We start from the raw sequence: 16,149 nt of genomic DNA on the forward strand, positions 1-16,149 counted from the left end.
GATTTATGAAACTACTTGCCCGCGTTAAAGCCCCATTGCATGCTTTACGAATGCCTTTCTCAAGGCAGGCAGACGATGAACCCCAGCTATACCGATATCACGAGCCAACCTGACAACAGGATTATTATTGCTGAAAAGCCTATCTAATGCATCTGTTGCTGCAAGCATCAGCATATTGGCAGGACGACAACGCGCCTGATACCGAGCCAACAAGACCGGCGCTCCCAGATCTTCTCCTTTGGCGTGCGCGGTTACCAGAATATCACTTAAAGCAATAATATCCCGAAAGCCTAAATTAAGTCCTTGCCCCGCAATCGGATGAATACCGTGCGCGGCATCTCCTACCAGCAACAACCTTGTATCTGTGTAACGCTGAGCATATTGTGCAGACAGCGGATAAACCCAACGGCGACCGATTGGACTCACCTTTCCAAGGCGATTGCTCCCCATACGCCGTTCAATTTCTTTCGCGAAAACATCATCAGGCAAATCCGCAAAACGTTGTGCAAGAGCATCCTTATCGCTCCAAACAATAGCAGACAGATAAGGATGCTCTTCAGTGCCAGCCATAGGGAGCTGCGCAAACGGGCCTGCTGGTAAAAAATGTTCCAGTGCCCCATTATCATGCGGAAATTCATGCGCTATCGCGCACACAATGGCTGTTTGCCCGTAAGAAAGCTTTGTCAACGGAATGCCCGCTTCAGAACGAAGGCGACTTTTGCGTCCGTCTGCCGCAACCACCAACGATGCCTTGAAAGATTGACCGTCATCGAGATGAATGTCAGCACCTTCCGGTCTTCTGATCACTCTGGCTTCTGCAGGAGCCAACACTGTAATACCCGGCACAATGTGAAGCGTAGCATTCAATGCGACACGTAAAGCACGTGCTTCTACCATCCACCCAAACGGCTGGCGCGCATCTTCCCGTGTAAACTCCAGAAAGAGTGAGGATGCAGGCTCCCCAGGCCGACCGTCAGTCACAAGAATATCTTCAATTGGGCAGGATGATAACGGCAACGCCTGCCAGATTCCCGCTTCTTCAAGCAGTTTTTTAGGGCCTGCTGCGATTGCATAAGCACGACCATCAAAATCAGGATGTTCCATAGGCGACAAATCAGCGCGATCGACAATCGCAACACTTATACCATCCACAGCAAGACGACACGCCAGAGACGCCCCAACAGGCCCAGCACCGATAATGCAAACATCAACATCCCGCACTGAGGGGCGTGATGGAGTGACAGCATTCTGAATAGCAGACGCAGAAGTGGCAGCCATAGGCGTTATTCCTCATACACAATGCCCGATAACAACGACCACAAAACTGGCCTCGAGCAGGAAAATCCCCTTCTTTTAGCCCACCTCAGCAGAAAGGCCAGACTGGAAGGCTCGTCAACGACGCAAATATCTGGCATTGTTTTCCGGAACAAAACTTACATATGCGGGCTGCTGACAGCCGGCAAAAGCGACAAGGATCTGGGTCTTATGAAGCTGGTGACCGCGATTATAAAGCCTTTCAAGCTTGATGATGTCCGTGAAGCCCTTGCGCCACTAGGAATTCAAGGCCTGACAGTCTCTGAGGTAAAAGGCTTTGGTCGCCAGAAAGGTCAGACAGAAATTTATCGAGGGGCAGAATATCGCGTCAGTTTTCTTCCTAAAATCAAGGTTGAAATCGCAGTTTCCGATGCCTTGGTTGATCGCGCCATTGAAGCCATTCTAGACTCGGCTCACACAGGAAAAATTGGTGATGGCAAACTTTTTGTAAGTGAGTTGAATCAGGTCATCCGGATCAGGACGCGTGAGACTGGAGAGGACGCTTTGTAAGAATTAAATTACATTGTATAAATTAAACAATCGGTAAGCTTATTATTCCTCGTCAGGAGATGTTTTAATGAAAAAGTATCTATGCTCTGTTGTTGTTTGCGCACGATGGGAGTCACCCTATATTACAGAATGGCTTACGTATTATAAATCCATTGGTTACGATCACGTCTACTTATACTGCAATGACGACAACCCAGAAGAACTTTACAAGACAATACTTCCATTTGTTGTTGGAAAAGATCCGTTTGTTACATTTGTTGACTTTACCTTCAAAGGACTGCAGCATCAAATGTATTTACATTTTCTAACAAATTATCATCAAGAAACTGAGTGGGTGAGCTTCTTTGATGTTGATGAATTTTTAAATATCCCTGCGTTTTCAGATATTTCTGCGCTTATCAATCATTATCCAGGTGTTGATTGCATCGTTTTCTACTGGTTAGTTTTTGGGCACAACGGCTTTGAAAAGAACCCTTCTGGATCAGTTCTGGAAAACTACAATCGTCGCGGTATAGGCGTAAACGAGTATACAAAGTATATTTGCAAAACAGAATCTCTGATGGATGATAAAATTTTCTCTCCCGCAGGATTTGGTTTCTGGCATAATCCCGTATGGCACAGTTATAAAAGCATAAATGCTGTTGACGTCCTCGGTCGCCACGAATTCTCTCCCCACACCCTTTCACAAGAACAAGTAAAAAAGATAGAGCATACTGCAAATGTTCACCACTACATGATAAAATCATATGAATACCTCAAACACCGCGTAGAACGTGGAACTGCGGGCTCTTTTTCCGGTCAGGTTATCTGGGATACCAGCGAGGAAAGCCAACGCGCTGCATTAGAACAGTCTTTGCGCGAATTTAATGCCTACCAAGACGACAGTCTTACTAACTATTGGAAAAACTTGATACACAAAGCATATGCTACGCGCGTAGCATCTCCTGCCGCAGGAACTTTAATATCCAGCAACAAACTTTGCTCTCAGAGCAGCTTAAGTGAATGGTCTATTGGAAATGATATTCATTCTGATGCTAAAAATGCTGTCAATGGCATTATAAACGGCCTTGCAAAATTTCATACCTCATTGGAAGACAATCCATGGTGGGAAATAGATCTAGAAAAAATTTCAACTATCACAGACATTGTAATTTACAATGTTTCTGATCACCTATCCAGTAGATGTAAAAATATCAAAATTGAGTTCTCCACAGATGGATATATATACAAAACTTTATTCGAGAAAAAGGACTCTATAGCTCTTGGGAATATTTTAGGAAAACCCTTCCATATTCATACAGAAGACCTAAAAGCTAGATTTGTCAGAATTGTCCTGCTTGATCGAAATTTTTTACACTTAGACCAAGTATTAATATATGGCGAACTCTAGCTGTCAGGTTGCGAGACGTCATTGGCGGTAGCATGCGTCGTCTTTCATTTCCGGATCAGCCGTGACGTGCCCCCCGGAAATGTAACCATTTAAAAGTAGAGTCCGATCGAGAAGGATACGGACGGATGAAGCGCAGTCGTTTTACGGAAGAGCAGATCATAGGGGTGCTGAAGGAACAGGAGGCTGGGCTCAAGGTCTCTGATCTTTGCCGCAAACACGGGATCAGTGATGCGACGTTTTACAAATGGAACACCCGCTATGGTGGCCTTGAGGTATCTGAGGCCAAACGGCTGAAGGCCTTGAAAGATGAAAACAGTCGTCTGAAGCGTCTCCTGGCGGATGCGATGCTGGATAATGCGGCGTTGAAGGAAATTGTTGGAAAAAAGTGGTGACGCCTGTCGCAAAGCGGCAGGCGGTCCTACACCTGGAGGGTTCGAAAAACCCACTGGTTTTGAGGGTTCCTCTGTGATTTCATTTCCCCTTAGTTGATTGGGGATGATGAAAGATGAAGCAGCCGGGTTTCTTTGATGTTGAAGAACGGCTTGCCCGCTTGAGCGGGCTTGGTGATCAGTTCGAAGCATTTGCCCCTGCCCCGAACATGCCCTCAGATTTAAGTTAGGGTCTGTGGGTTGTTGTATGCCGTTTTGGCGTGTTGAGCGAAAGCCTCTGGCGTCATGCCATTGAGGCTGGTGGTAACCGGCCGCTTGAGGCCGCCTTATGATTGAAGATTGTGACTGGTAACTTACCGTCGTTAACGACGTCGTTATTGACGTCATTTGAGAGGTAAGAATGACCCAGGAAATCCTGATTGGCGTTGAACGCCGCCGCCGCTGGTCGGATGAACGGAAGCTGGCGATACTGTCTGAAGTTGGTGTGGATGGAGCGAGTGTATCGGATGTGGCCCGTCGACATGACCTGACCCGCCAGCATCTTTACCAATGGCGGACGTCATTCCGTCAAAGACTATCTTCCCCGGATCAGTCTGTGGCGTTTGTTCCTGTTGCTTCAGTGACGACATCTGCTGTGACATCTGGCGGTGGACCTGACGCACTGGCCATAGTGCTGTGCAATGGCCGTAGTATCAGGGTGACGGGACATCCTGCCGAAGATCTTCTGGCCCGGGTCATCCAGATTGCGGAGACGGCATGATTGGCGTGGGCAACGGCGTGCGTGTCTATCTGGCCTGCGGGGTGATCGATATGCGCAAGGGCATATCGGGTCTGGCAGCACTGGCACAGGACGTGCTGCGTCAGAACCCGACATCAGGGGCGCTCTTTGCCTTTCGTGGTCGCCGTGGGGACAGGATCAAGCTTCTGATGTGGGACGGTCAGGGGTTCTGTCTTTATTACAAGGTGCTTGAGAAGGGACGTTTTCCATGGCCGTCTCCGGCAGAGGGCGTTGCACGCCTGACGACAGCACAGATGGCCATGCTGTGGGAAGGCATGGAGTGGAGACGCCCTTCCTGGTCTGCACCACCGTCTCGCGTGGCCTGATTTTTATGGCGTGAGAGTGCAGAACATTTTGAATTTTCTTAGGTTTTCTGCTATTTTTTCATAATGACGTCTGCACCTGCGGTCCTGCCTGATGATCCGGATATCCTGAGGGAAATGATTGTTTCCCTGCAGACCGAAGTGGCTCGGCTTTCTGCGTCGGCCCGGGCCTATGAAGCTCTTGTCCAGTCTCTCAAAATCCGGATCGCACGTCTTCAGAAACAGAAATTCGGGGCCAGTTCAGAAAAGATAGACCGTGAGATTGAACAGCTCGAACTGCTCCTTGAAGATGTAAAAATCGCCATCGCGGCAGCCGATCCTTCTCCTGATATCAGCGAGCATGATGTCAGCGATGATGCAGTCTCTCCCTCACGGCAGCGTGGCAAACCAAAGGTTTCTGACACGACACCACGGGAGCGTCTTGTTCTCGACCCGGGTGAGGCCTGTCCTGCCTGTGGCGGTCCCCTGCGTCTTGTAGGCGAAGATGTCACCGAAATACTGGACTTTATTGCGGCAAAACTGAAAGTTGTCGAAACAGCACGGCTGAAGAAATCCTGCCGTCACTGCGAAACACTGGTGCAGCCTGAAGCACCGTCGCGCCCTGTCCCACGGGGGATGGCGGGCCCCGGGCTTCTGGCCCATATCCTGGTCTCGAAATTCGATGACCACATTCCGCTTTATCGTCAGAATGAGATCTTTGCCCGTCAGGGTGTGGACATTCCCCGTTCAACCCTGATCGACTGGTGTGGTCAGGCCGTTGCCGTTCTGCGTCCTCTCACAGATCTGATCCGTCAGGATGTCGTAAAAGCAGATCTGCTACATGCTGATGATACACCCATCCAGGTTCTTGACCCTCGTCTGCGTCAGGCTGGCAAACCCCGGGGCGTAAAGGAAGGGCGGATCTGGACCTATCTGCGCGATCCCCGCCCCTGGGGCGGGAGTGATCCGCCCGCCGTGGCCTACTGGTTCTCTCCCGATCGCAAGGGGATCAATCCCCAGACCCATCTGGCACAGTTCCGGGGCATTCTGCAGGCTGACGCCTACGCCGGGTTCAGGGATCTGTATAAACCAGATGCAACGGGAAGCGTGCATGTACGCGAAGCGGCCTGCTGGGCCCATCTCCGCCGGGCCTTCCATGATGTCTGGAAGGGCAGCAACTCGACAATCGCAAGGGAAGCGCTTGAGCAGATCGGAGCGCTCTACGATATCGAGCGGCAGATCACCGGGCACCCGGCCTCGTATCGTCTGGCTGTCCGACAGGAACAAAGCCGCCCCCGTGTCACAGCATTCCACGCATGGTGCGAAACACAGCTTGCCCGTATCCCTGGAAAGGGGGAACTGGCAAAAGCGATCCGTTATGCGCTCAACCGGTGGAAGGCCTTTACCCTGTTCCTCGAAGATGGTCGTGTCGCCATTGATAACAACCCTGCCGAACGCGCCATACGGCCCGTATGCGTGGGACGAAAAAACTATCTCTTTGCTGGTTCCGACACCGGCGGTGATAATATCGCTGACGCCATGACGCTTATCGAAAGCGCAAAACTCTCCGGGCGTAATCCGCAGGATTATCTCGCCGATGTTCTCGCCCGCATCAACGAACACAAGATCAACCGCCTCCACGAATTGTTGCCATGGAACTGGCAACCCGCGAATACGCTTCACAAAAAGGCCGCATAATCAAGGCGGCACAGAACGGCCGGTTACGGATATTCACCCTGACACGCTGTCAAAATGGACCCGTCTGCATGAACGGGCCAATGCGCCTGCGGTGAGTGACCTGGAGACCCGCAAAAACCGGGTAATTTCTGGCGAAGCGGGCTGGCTTGATGACGTTGAGGTGTTGCGGGGCGCACCAAGGGTATCGTTCGGACCGATTTCCACGATGCCCGGAGTTGATTTCGCCGGTTTTGCCGACTTGCAGACAGAGTCAGCCTGCGGTTTCCAGACGCTCGTGGAAGATCAGCCGATTAAAGTTGTAGGCCAGGTTGCAAAGGGTCAGTTTCGCCTCAGCGCGGGCGAGGCCGATGGTGCGGATGAACAGGTTGAACCGGTTCTTCTGATGCCCGAAGACATGCTCAACATGCGCACGGATCGAGGATTTGGCGGCATTGGCCCTCGCGGTTGCCTTCGACATCGGCTTGCCCATGGGTTTGCGCCGATGAATACGGGACGTGAGCATCTGGTCCGACAGCCACTTCTCGTTGCGCCTGGATCGATAGGCACTGTCTGCCCAGACCTCTGAACTGGTATTGTCCGTGCTGACGACCTGCCGGAGAAGACGTCCGTCCGGCGTTGACGCCGAAGTTACCGCCATGCCCCGGATGAAGCCGAAGCGTCGGTCGATGCTGATGTGGGATTTGTAGCCGAAGACCGGCAGGGCGATCATGGGGAGTGGCGTCCCATCTGCCCGATACCGGATTTTTCCGCCAACCTTGAGGGTCCAGCGCGCGTCGGTATCCTTCTGTGCTGCCTTGTTCGGCTCGTCCGGCCAAATGTCGTTGGCGCTCTTCCCTGACTTGATCGCTTCGCGTTCGTCCTCGGTGTTCCGCTGTCTTGGCGCAGGCACCAGCGAGGCGTCCACGATCTGCCCGGACATTGGAATGTAGCCCTTCTTCCGGAGTTGCCAGTCAAAGGCCTTCATCACCCGCCTGAGCGTTCCCGTTTCGGTCAGGCGATTGCGAAAATGCCGGATCGTGTTCTCGTCCGGCGTTCGATCCCCGAGCGACAGCCCCAGAAATCGCAGCCAACTCAGCCGATCGCAGATCATGAACTCCATCCGGGCGTCTGACAGAGTATGCTGCGCCTGCAGGATCAGGGCCTTGAACATCATCACCGGATCGAATGGTGGGCGGCCGCCTTTGCTACCGTCGCCATACCCAAGCCCTTCGACCAGCCACGCCCGGAAATACTCGAAATCCACCGTCTCCTGCAAAACCTCGAGCGGATCGCCCTCTTTGCTCAATGCATCAAGGTGATCGCTCAAACTGAACAGGGACTTGGGATCCATAGCAGGCCTCCGTGATCGCGCACCTTCAATGAATCACCATAGCCGTCCAAACGCTACCAGTTTTTGCGGGTCTCCAGCTGCCTGATCGAGAGAAGATCAGGCAGCTGGAGCGAGAGAACCGCGAATTGCGTCAAGCCAATGAAATCCTGCGCAAGGCTTCTGCGTATTTTGCCCAGGCGGAACTCGACCGCCGGTTCAGGCCATGACGCGCTTCATTGATGAGCACCGGCAGACATATGGTGTCGGGTCAATCTGCAAGATCTTGCCGATTGCGCCATCTGTCTATTATGCAACCGTTGCCAGGCAGAAAAATCCCTGTATGCGCAGCCAGAAAGACAAAGAGCTGTGCGATGAAATTCGTAGAGTATGGAACGATAATTTTTGTGTCTACGGAGTGCGCAAGGTCTGGCATCAGCTCAGACGCGAAGGCAGGACTATCGCCCGCTGCACGGTAGAGCGGCTGATGCGCCAGATGGGACTTAAAGGCATCATTCGTGGCAAGGGGGTCATAACCACCCGACCTAATCCGCAACGTCCGTGTCCGCAGGATCTGGTGCAACGCCAGTTTCATGCTCCAGCCCCCAACAGGCTCTGGGTTTCGGATTTTACTTACGTTTCCACATGGCGGGGCTTTGTTTATGTGGCCTTCATCATTGATGTGTTTGCCCGCGTGATTGTGGGCTGGCGCGTCTCGTCCACTGCCCATACTGACTTCGTGCTGGATGCCCTGGAGCAGGCTCTGTGCCAGAGGCGGCCTGAAGGAAAAGTGACCCATCATTCGGACCGCGGCTGTCAATATGTGTCCATTCGCTACACGCAAAGACTGGTTGAAGCGGGTCTCGTTGCTTCTGTCGGAAGCGTTGGGGATTCCTATGATAACGCTCTGGCGGAAACCATTAACGGGCTCTACAAAACTGAACTCATCTATCGGCACGGGCCATGGAAAAACAGGGAAGCGGTTGAACTGGCAACACTTAAATGGGTCGACTGGTTCAACAATCGACGGATCCTGTCCTCCATTGGAAACATCCCCCCCCAGCAGAAGCTGAGGCTCGCTTTTATGCACAACAAAAATCACATGCATTAGCTGCGTAGTTCAGATAAAAACGTCTCCACAAAACCCGGGGCAATTCAATCCGCTGGCTGCGTCGGGAACGCAAAAGTGACGAGCGGACGCCCCGTCGTCAGGGCAAGCCGCGCGAGTCACGTCTGGACGCGCATGAAGCATTTATTGCCGACATGATTGAAGCGCAGAAAGACATCACGCTCCACGAGATGATGGCGCGCCTGAAAAGCGAATGTGACATTGGGATCGGGCGTAGCATGCTCAGTCGCTGGCTGCGGCAGCACTGTTTGGTCCCGTGATTTGATGGTGCATTATTTTCACATGAGTGGAAGGATGCACTATGGGCCAGGTTCACCACGGAAGCGCCACGACGACAGCGGCAGTCCGTCGAGCGATACAACATAGTCAAGAGAGCCTGAGGGTTCTGGCGAAACGCTACGGGATCAACCCGAAGACGGTCGCCAAATGGAAGGGGCGGACCGATACGTCGGATCGACGCACCGGTCCGAAGGTCGCGTCCTCGACCATCCTGTCGACCGAAGAAGAAGCGATCGTTGTGGCCTTCCGCCGCCATACCCTGCTGCCTCTTGATGATTGCCTTTATGCGCTTCAGGCGACGATCTCGCATCTGACGCGATCTTCCCTGCACCGTTGTTTTCAGCGCCATGGGATCAGCCGCCTGCCCGAGAGCGAGAGCGAGGGCGAGAGGCCGAAACGGTCGAAGTTCAGGAGTTATCCGATCGGCTATTTCCACATCGACATTGCTGAAGTCCGCACTGAAATGGGGCGCCTTTATCTTCTGGTGGCGATAGACCGGACCTCGAAATTCGCTTTTGTCCAATTGCACGAGAAAGCGACATGTCGCGTTGCCGGTGACTTCCTGCGTGCTCTGGCCGCTGCGGTTCCCTACCGCATCCATACCGTGCTGACCGATAACGGCACGCATTTTACCGATCCGGCCGGCAAGGGATGGACACCCGAAGACATCAAGGCCATGCGGGCAGATGGTGTCCTGTTCCGGTGCCATTCTTTTGAACTGGCCTGTGCTGATCTCGATATCGAGCATCGACTGACAAAGCCGCGACATCCCTGGACGAATGCCCAGGTCGAGAGGATGAACCGCACGATCAAGGACGCCACCGTCAAGCGCTTCTACTACGAAACACATGACCAGTTGCGTCAACACCTCGCCGACTTCGTTACCGCCTACAATTTCGCCCGCAGGCTCAAGACCTTGCGCCGCCTCACTCCATATGAATTCATTTGTCAGCAGTGGGAAAAAGAACCATCACGGTTCATACATAATCCGCACCATCAAATCACAGGACCAAACATCTAGCGCCAATCTCATGCTCAGAATCGCTCATCCAAGATTTCCCAAACAGGCTCCAAGCCTCATGCCCCTTGCCTAATTCATTTCGACAAAGCTACGGTATTTTTTAATTCGTGCTATTATAGCCCGCTAAACCATGATTCTAACTCTTAGTCATCACTACCGCTGAAGGAGCGTTCACACCCATGACCTCGCGGTCTTTCATAACGTCGCCATGTGCAGGTGGCCTTGGCAAACTTACAGCATTGCCCGCTTTGGGTAGTGGGTTTCTGCTTCTTTTTGCCGGTGTTGGCACCGCTCAGGCAGCCGACACAACCCCCGCCATTGATACCGGCGATACCGCCTGGATGCTGGTGAGTACGGCCCTTGTGCTCATGATGACCATTCCCGGGCTGGCACTGTTTTATGCGGGCATGGTGCGCAAGAAGAACGTTCTGGCGACTCTGATGCAGTCTTTTGCCCTGTGCTGCATCATGTCCATTGTCTGGATGGTTGCGGGGTATTCTCTGGCCTTCACCACAGGCACACCGTGGATTGGCGGCCTCTCCCGCATGTTCCTGAACGGAATTGGCGCGCATATCCATAACGGGGTTGATGCTGCCTTCACGCTGGGGGCGGATTCTCCAAACGCCACGACGATGACGATTCCCGAGAGCATCTTCATGATGTTCCAGATGACGTTTGCCATCATCACCCCTGCCCTGATTTCCGGTGCGTATGCAGAGCGCATGAAATTCAGCGCCATGTGCGTTTTTTCGATCTTCTGGTCCCTGCTGGTCTATGCCCCCATCGCGCACTGGGTCTGGAGCCCGGTAGGCTGGTTGGCTGGCCTTGGAACGGCGGATTTTGCCGGTGGCACAGTCGTTCACATCAATGCTGGTATTGCCGGGCTTGTCTGCGCTCTGGTTCTTGGCCGGCGCAAGGGCTTCGGGCAGGAAGATCTCTCTCCGTTCAATCTGACCTATGCTGTTATCGGGGCTTCCCTGCTGTGGGTCGGCTGGTTCGGCTTTAACGCGGGCTCTGCTGTTGGCGCGAACGGTCGTGCCGGGATGGCTATGGCCACCACCCAGATTGCCGCCGCTGGCGCTGGCGTTGCCTGGATGCTGGTCGAGTGGCTGCGCAGCGGCAAACCGACTGTTCTGGGCGTTATTTCCGGTGCTGTTGGCGGCCTGGTGGCCATCACACCCGCGGCAGGCTTCGTGCTGCCGGGAAACGCTCTGATAATCGGGCTGATTACCGGCGTTGTGTGCTACTGGAGTGCTACGTCGCTCAAGCACATGCTGGGGTATGACGACAGTCTGGATGCCTTTGGTGTTCACGGCGTGGGCGGGATTGTCGGGGCGCTGCTGACCGGCCTGTTTGCCTACGGCCCGCTTTCTGCCACCGATGCCAACCCCTCTGGCGTGACTGGTTCTCTGCATCAGTTCATGGTTCAGGGGGAAGCCGTTATCGTCACCATTCTGTGGTGCGGCCTTGTCTCCTTCATCCTCCTGAAGGCCATTGACCTGACTCTTGGCCTGCGCGTCACGCCGGATGAGGAACTTGAAGGGTTGGATATGACCCTGCACGGTGAGCGGATCAACTAACCGCTTTCACCCATAGTGTTTATGGTCTGCATAAGCCCCTTCCCGCCTCTGCGCCGGAAGGGGCTTTTTACATCTGCGTTGTGTTCCCTGTTACGCCTCTTTCCTGGAGGGGCTGTAGCCCACGTCTCTCTGCGCATAGAGCGCAGGCACTCCGTGTTATACTAAAACCATTACGGTTTGACCGATGCGGTCTTCCCCCGAAATGTGCCCGCGCCAGAGACTCTCCAAGGCTTCCGGCGCGCGACAGGTCGCACGCTATGCTCATTGGTAATGCCGTGACACGCCTGAAAAATCCGCCATCCCTGATCCTGCAAAAAGCCAGACACACGGCTGCCGGGATAACCCTTTTCCAAACACATTTATTCGTCATAAGATACAATGCTAGTCAGGGTGCTTCGGCATGGTGCCGCATCTTCCGCCCCTGGTATTGGATGAGGTTCTGCCCTTATGACATCTTCCGCTCGCATCGCGCTTGCAACATTGGCGCTGAGCTGTGCAACAGCCCTTTCCGCTCCTGCCGCTCATGCCCTGAGCTCCAAAGAATGCCACGCCAGCTTTGCTGCGGCTCGTACCGCCGGAACCCTTGATGGCCAGAGCTACAAGCAGTTCAAGGCTGCCAAATGTGACGCGGCCGCAACGCCCGCCACCACCCCTGCTCCGGCAGCGGCTCCGGCTGAAGCTGCGAAAACCGCAGTAACGACGCCTGCAGCCGCCGCGACGGCACCTGCTGCAGCTTCAGCAGCAGCACCGGCAGCCACTCCTGCTGCGGCTGCTCCGGCAGCAGCTCCTGCCGCCGCAACAACGGCTGGCGTTGTGTTCCCCAGCGCCATTGCTCCGCAATATGCCAAGCTGAGCGCTGGCAAAGGCCGCATGAAAACGTGCCTTGACCAGTACAACGCCAACAAGACCACCAATGGCAACGCCAACCTGAAGTGGATCCAGAAGGGTGGTGGTTATTACAGCCAGTGCAACACCCACCTGAAGGCAGGCTGATTTTCAGACCGGAGCGCCGTTCTGGCGCTCCGGTCTTTCAGGACGATCACGCGCTGCCCGCGCCGATGTCCGGCAGACCATTCTGCCTGTTATTGAAAAAGCTCAAGTATAACCAACAGAGGCTTTTTCAGTATTTTCCCTGATGGATGCGTCATTCCATACGCATGACCACCCCCTATTTCCGCACAGACCTCATAAAGCGCTACGCTCCCCTGCGCTGTGCATCGGAGCCGAACAGGCGCAGGGTGCGATACGGCGGACCCGCCGCCTGCCGTTGAAACTCTGGAAAATACGTTGCGTGGCTTATCCCAACGAGCACAGGATGTGATCTGACATGCCGCCGGGAGGCTTGGGTTTCCGTCTGACGCGGGCACGGAGTCTGGCGTGAGAACCGTATCAGCCCTTCTCCAGCGGCTTTAGTCGTCCTTCTGTGCCGCCTGTCTTTTCAGCGCCGGCATGACGTAGAGTGTTCCGGTCTGATACGAAATCCAGACACGATGCGCCGCAAACCAGTCTGACCCCAGCAGCATATCCACGGAATCATGAAGAGGGGCGACGGTCAGAACCGGTGCCTTTTCCTCCTCCTGTCCGATCTGGAATGTATGGAACCGGTGCCAGTGGTAGACCTGCTGATGCCCATCCACACCACTGGTCAACCCACCCGGATCAGCCGACAGGGTGCGGGCTGTCACCCCAAGTTTTTCCACGGCTTTATCTGATACAATACGGGAGCGCGCCCCGCTGTCCACCAGAGCACGCAGCGGCATGCCATCCAGCAGCACCTGAACCACCACGCGCCGTCCGGCGGATTGCAGGGGCACAGCCCGATAGATCACATGCCAGTCCACGGGGCCGGCGCAGGCCGCAGACCCGTTTTTAACCGACCAGAATGTCAGCCAGCCCTCCGCCACATTGAATTCCACATCGTAACGCGAGAGCAGGTCTCCCCCGACCAGCCCCTCAACCGGCGGCTGTGTGACAGGCTTGCCGGGCAGATCCCCCACAGGAACAGAGACCGGCCCGGTTTCCAGCCCCCCAAGCCTCAGAGAGCGCAGAATGACATTGGGCACCATCCGCCCCATGCCACCCGTGCCACGCATGACGGTATGGACAGAGGGGTCCAACTGCACATCAAACCGCTCTGCCGCCTCGGGCGAGAGCAGACTGCCTTCAGACCCGGTATCCACAATCATGCCCGCCGGATGCCCGTTGATCTGCACCGGGATGTTCAGAAACCCCAGATCATCATGCAAGGGCACACGGGCTATCCGTTCATGGTGGCATAGCCCTTCCGCCGCCAGCACCGTGCTGGCAGGAGCCACAAGCCCTGCCGTGGAGCAGACAGCAAGGAACAGAACCGCCCGGATACCCTGTGTGCCCATGCTCTCAGCCCAGTTCCCGTGCAAAATGGTCCGTTGCCTCCAGCAGAGCGCTCAGAATGCCGGGCTCAAAGAGCGCATGGCCTGCTGCGTCAATCAGCCTGAACTCCGCTTCCGGCCACGCCCTGTGCAGATCCCACGCCGTGCGGACCGGCGTGGCCATATCGTAGCGGCCCTGCACGATAATGGCCGGAATATGCCGGATACGCTCGACATCACGGATCAACTGGCCTTCTTCCAGCCAGCCGCCATGCACGAAGTAATGGTTTTCAATGCGGGAGAAGGCCAGCGCATAGTCAGCATCCTCGTGCTGGGTTTCAATCTCCGGCGCGGGCAGCAGAGTGAGCGTACGCCCTTCCCACAGGCTCCAGGCCAGAGCGGCTTCCTGCCGTACCGCGTGATCATCCGACACCAGACGCTTGCGGTAGGCGGCCATCATGTCCCCCCGCTCCGCCAGAGGAATGGGGGCCAGGAAATCTTCCCACTTGTCCGGGAACACCCAGGAGGCCCCTTCCTGATAATACCAGAGCAGCTCCGCCTTCCGCAGGGTAAAAATCCCGCGCAGCATCAGGGCCGTGACACGCGTGGGGTGTGTCTGGGCATAGGCCAGTGCCAGTGTGGACCCCCATGAGCCGCCAAAAACTGCCCATTTATCAATCCCGAAGAACACACGCAGGCGTTCAATATCCGCCACCAGATGCCAGGTGGTGTTGTTCTCGAGCGAAGCGTGCGGCCGGGAGCGACCACATCCGCGCTGGTCAAACAGCACAATACGATACCGGGACGGGTCAAACAGGCGCCGCTGCGCGGGAGAACACCCGCCACCGGGGCCACCATGCAGAAACACCACGGGAATACCGAGCGGATTCCCGCATTCTTCCCAATAGACCTCGTGGCCTTCCCCTGTGTCCAGATAGCCATGCGCGTAGGGTTCGATAGCAGGCCATGGGGCGCGCTGTGGCTCGGTCATCAGTCTCGTGTTCCTTCTCTCGGCTGAGCAGTTTTTTGCGCACGCGGGTGCGCACGGGTCCACACATCAAGCAGGCGCGCTTCATCTGCAAGAGTGTATCTCTGTGTGGTGGAAAGGCTGGCATGCCCCAGCAGTTCCTGAATGACGCGCAGGTCTGCGCCGCCTTCCATCAGATGTGTCGCAAAAGAATGCCGGAGCGCATGCGGCGTGACGTGGTCGGGCAGCCCTGCCATGCTCCGCCATTCCCGCATGGCCTTCTGGGCCACGCCAGCCTGCAACCGCCCGCCACGCACACCGGGGAACAGGGGGGCCTCCGGCAACGGGGACGGATGCCGCGAACCCCAGGCTTCCAGAGCCTGCTGCACCACAGGCAGCACCGGCACCAGACGCTCCTTGTTGCCCTTTCCCCTGATCCGCAGAACGCCACTGCCGCGCAGGGCCGCCAGATCTGAAACATTCAGGTTGAGGGCTTCTGAAATACGCAGCCCGCAGCCGTATAGAAGCAGAAACAGGGCCCCATCCCGCTGCTGCGCCATAGGCGTGAGCGCCAGTGCGGCAATATCCTCCGGCACGGCTTTGGCATCCGTCACGCTCAGCGGGCGCGGAAGAGGCTTTTTTGTACGGGGAGTGGCCAGCAGGGCGACAGCGGGATTCTCCACCCCCTGCCTCCGGGCCAGATACCGGAAAAAGGACCGCACTGCGGAAACACGCCGCGCCCGCGTACGCGCCGCCCGGTCCGGCGTGCTCTGCCGCTGGCGTGAAGCGGCTGAACGCGCCTGCTCCTGCGCCAGCCAGGCACGCATATCCCGCAGGCTGATGCGCCCCAGCCCGGCCATATCCGGCAGGCCATCCAGATGCGTTGCCATAAAGCCCAGAAACCGGGCCAGATCGGCACGGTAGGCCTCGATGGTCAGGGGAGAGGCCCGCCTTTCCGTTGCCATCCATTCCAGAAACAGCCGGACGGCGTCTTCCGCTGTCATCGCATCCCCTCAAGCAGGCTTGTGCAGAGACCTCCGCACCCCTCAACGTATTCTGAAGGCGATGCTGACTTGTCCAGAATTTTTATGATTTCGCAACACTGTTCTTTAACCGGGCCTCCGCTTACATAGAA

Annotated in this window: 13 protein-coding genes, 2 pseudogenes and 1 other annotated feature; of the genes and pseudogenes, 10 read left to right on the forward strand and 5 right to left on the reverse strand. The window is 55.5% G+C overall.

The features are described 5' to 3' along the window. Positions 1-24: 24 nt before the first annotated feature. Positions 25-1,278: a UbiH/UbiF/VisC/COQ6 family ubiquinone biosynthesis hydroxylase gene (locus GOB82_RS05795; RefSeq protein WP_166120874.1), complete on the reverse strand. Its 1,254-nt coding sequence runs from the start codon at positions 1,276-1,278 to the stop codon at positions 25-27. 207 nt (positions 1,279-1,485) lie between these two features. On the opposite strand from GOB82_RS05795, the gene GOB82_RS05800 reads away from it, so the two are divergent. The 6 genes and pseudogenes from GOB82_RS05800 (at position 1,486) to tnpC (ending at position 6,381) form a co-directional block, all read left to right on the forward strand. After that, positions 1,486-1,824 (forward strand): P-II family nitrogen regulator, encoded by a 339-nt coding sequence (locus GOB82_RS05800; RefSeq protein WP_166120877.1) that lies wholly within the window; start codon positions 1,486-1,488, stop codon positions 1,822-1,824. Positions 1,825-1,891: 67 nt separating this feature from the next. Then, positions 1,892-3,214, forward strand: a complete 1,323-nt coding sequence (locus GOB82_RS05805) for a glycosyltransferase family 2 protein (RefSeq protein ID WP_166120880.1) — start codon at positions 1,892-1,894, stop codon at positions 3,212-3,214. 125 nt (positions 3,215-3,339) lie between these two features. Continuing rightward, a pseudogene (locus GOB82_RS05810) lies at positions 3,340-3,641 on the forward strand (transposase); the annotation flags it as partial. Between the two features lie 362 nt (positions 3,642-4,003). Then, positions 4,004-4,363 carry an IS66-like element accessory protein TnpA gene (gene tnpA / locus GOB82_RS05815; RefSeq protein WP_166120883.1) on the forward strand — a complete coding sequence of 120 codons (360 nt, stop codon included), beginning with the start codon at positions 4,004-4,006 and terminating at the stop codon, positions 4,361-4,363. Further along, on the forward strand, positions 4,360-4,707 hold the full coding sequence (tnpB, locus tag GOB82_RS05820) for an IS66 family insertion sequence element accessory protein TnpB (protein WP_166120886.1): 348 nt from the start codon (positions 4,360-4,362) through the stop codon (positions 4,705-4,707). The genes tnpA and tnpB overlap by 4 nt, the downstream gene beginning before the upstream one ends. A 63-nt stretch (positions 4,708-4,770) precedes the next feature. Then, the gene (tnpC, locus tag GOB82_RS05825; protein ID WP_166120889.1) at positions 4,771-6,381 is read left to right on the forward strand and encodes an IS66 family transposase; all 1,611 of its coding nucleotides are present in this window, start codon (positions 4,771-4,773) and stop codon (positions 6,379-6,381) included. Between the two features lie 250 nt (positions 6,382-6,631). Here the strand turns inward: tnpC and GOB82_RS05830 are convergent, their stop codons facing one another. Continuing rightward, positions 6,632-7,711 (reverse strand): transposase, encoded by a 1,080-nt coding sequence (locus GOB82_RS05830; RefSeq protein WP_166120892.1) that lies wholly within the window; start codon positions 7,709-7,711, stop codon positions 6,632-6,634. Between the two features lie 68 nt (positions 7,712-7,779). Here GOB82_RS05830 and GOB82_RS05835 point away from each other — a divergent pair. From GOB82_RS05835 to GOB82_RS05850, 4 genes and pseudogenes are all read left to right on the forward strand, one after another. Then, positions 7,780-8,806: pseudogene (locus GOB82_RS05835) on the forward strand (IS3 family transposase); the annotation flags it as partial. Next, positions 7,872-7,988, forward strand: a sequence feature (AL1L pseudoknot). Its footprint overlaps the pseudogene before it by 117 nt. Positions 8,807-9,117: 311 nt before the next feature. Continuing rightward, on the forward strand, positions 9,118-10,116 hold the full coding sequence (locus tag GOB82_RS05840; RefSeq protein WP_166120895.1) for an IS481 family transposase: 999 nt from the start codon (positions 9,118-9,120) through the stop codon (positions 10,114-10,116). Between the two features lie 179 nt (positions 10,117-10,295). Continuing rightward, positions 10,296-11,696: an ammonium transporter gene (locus tag GOB82_RS05845; protein ID WP_166120898.1), complete on the forward strand. Its 1,401-nt coding sequence runs from the start codon at positions 10,296-10,298 to the stop codon at positions 11,694-11,696. Positions 11,697-12,143: 447 nt separating this feature from the next. After that, positions 12,144-12,689, forward strand: coding sequence for a hypothetical protein (locus GOB82_RS05850; protein ID WP_166120901.1), 546 nt, complete (start codon positions 12,144-12,146; stop codon positions 12,687-12,689). Positions 12,690-13,105: 416 nt separating this feature from the next. Here the strand turns inward: GOB82_RS05850 and GOB82_RS05855 are convergent, their stop codons facing one another. From GOB82_RS05855 to GOB82_RS05865, 3 genes are read right to left on the reverse strand one after another with little or no spacing between them, the layout of a single operon-like run. Next, positions 13,106-14,071 (reverse strand): retroviral-like aspartic protease family protein, encoded by a 966-nt coding sequence (locus GOB82_RS05855; RefSeq protein WP_166120904.1) that lies wholly within the window; start codon positions 14,069-14,071, stop codon positions 13,106-13,108. A gap of 4 nt (positions 14,072-14,075) precedes the next feature. Beyond that, positions 14,076-15,038 carry a prolyl aminopeptidase gene (gene pip / locus GOB82_RS05860; protein WP_166120906.1) on the reverse strand — a complete coding sequence of 321 codons (963 nt, stop codon included), beginning with the start codon at positions 15,036-15,038 and terminating at the stop codon, positions 14,076-14,078. Next, positions 15,038-16,018 carry a tyrosine recombinase XerC gene (locus GOB82_RS05865; RefSeq protein WP_166120909.1) on the reverse strand — a complete coding sequence of 327 codons (981 nt, stop codon included), beginning with the start codon at positions 16,016-16,018 and terminating at the stop codon, positions 15,038-15,040. The genes pip and GOB82_RS05865 overlap by 1 nt, the downstream gene beginning before the upstream one ends. Positions 16,019-16,149: the final 131 nt, after the last annotated feature.

The sequence above is a fragment of the Acetobacter farinalis genome (assembly GCF_011516935.1).
Lineage (GTDB): Bacteria > Pseudomonadota > Alphaproteobacteria > Acetobacterales > Acetobacteraceae > Acetobacter > Acetobacter farinalis.

Coding starts and splice junctions, on each gene's coding strand:
- GOB82_RS05795 (WP_166120874.1), bottom strand. CDS start 1,278: ATGGCTGCCACTTCTGCGTCTGCTATTCAGAATGCTGTCACTCCATCA.
- GOB82_RS05800 (WP_166120877.1), top strand. CDS start 1,486: ATGAAGCTGGTGACCGCGATTATAAAGCCTTTCAAGCTTGATGATGTC.
- GOB82_RS05805 (WP_166120880.1), top strand. CDS start 1,892: ATGAAAAAGTATCTATGCTCTGTTGTTGTTTGCGCACGATGGGAGTCA.
- tnpA (WP_166120883.1), top strand. CDS start 4,004: ATGACCCAGGAAATCCTGATTGGCGTTGAACGCCGCCGCCGCTGGTCG.
- tnpB (WP_166120886.1), top strand. CDS start 4,360: ATGATTGGCGTGGGCAACGGCGTGCGTGTCTATCTGGCCTGCGGGGTG.
- tnpC (WP_166120889.1), top strand. CDS start 4,771: ATGACGTCTGCACCTGCGGTCCTGCCTGATGATCCGGATATCCTGAGG.
- GOB82_RS05830 (WP_166120892.1), bottom strand. CDS start 7,711: ATGGATCCCAAGTCCCTGTTCAGTTTGAGCGATCACCTTGATGCATTG.
- GOB82_RS05840 (WP_166120895.1), top strand. CDS start 9,118: ATGGGCCAGGTTCACCACGGAAGCGCCACGACGACAGCGGCAGTCCGT.
- GOB82_RS05845 (WP_166120898.1), top strand. CDS start 10,296: ATGACCTCGCGGTCTTTCATAACGTCGCCATGTGCAGGTGGCCTTGGC.
- GOB82_RS05850 (WP_166120901.1), top strand. CDS start 12,144: ATGACATCTTCCGCTCGCATCGCGCTTGCAACATTGGCGCTGAGCTGT.
- GOB82_RS05855 (WP_166120904.1), bottom strand. CDS start 14,071: ATGGGCACACAGGGTATCCGGGCGGTTCTGTTCCTTGCTGTCTGCTCC.
- pip (WP_166120906.1), bottom strand. CDS start 15,038: ATGACCGAGCCACAGCGCGCCCCATGGCCTGCTATCGAACCCTACGCG.
- GOB82_RS05865 (WP_166120909.1), bottom strand. CDS start 16,018: ATGACAGCGGAAGACGCCGTCCGGCTGTTTCTGGAATGGATGGCAACG.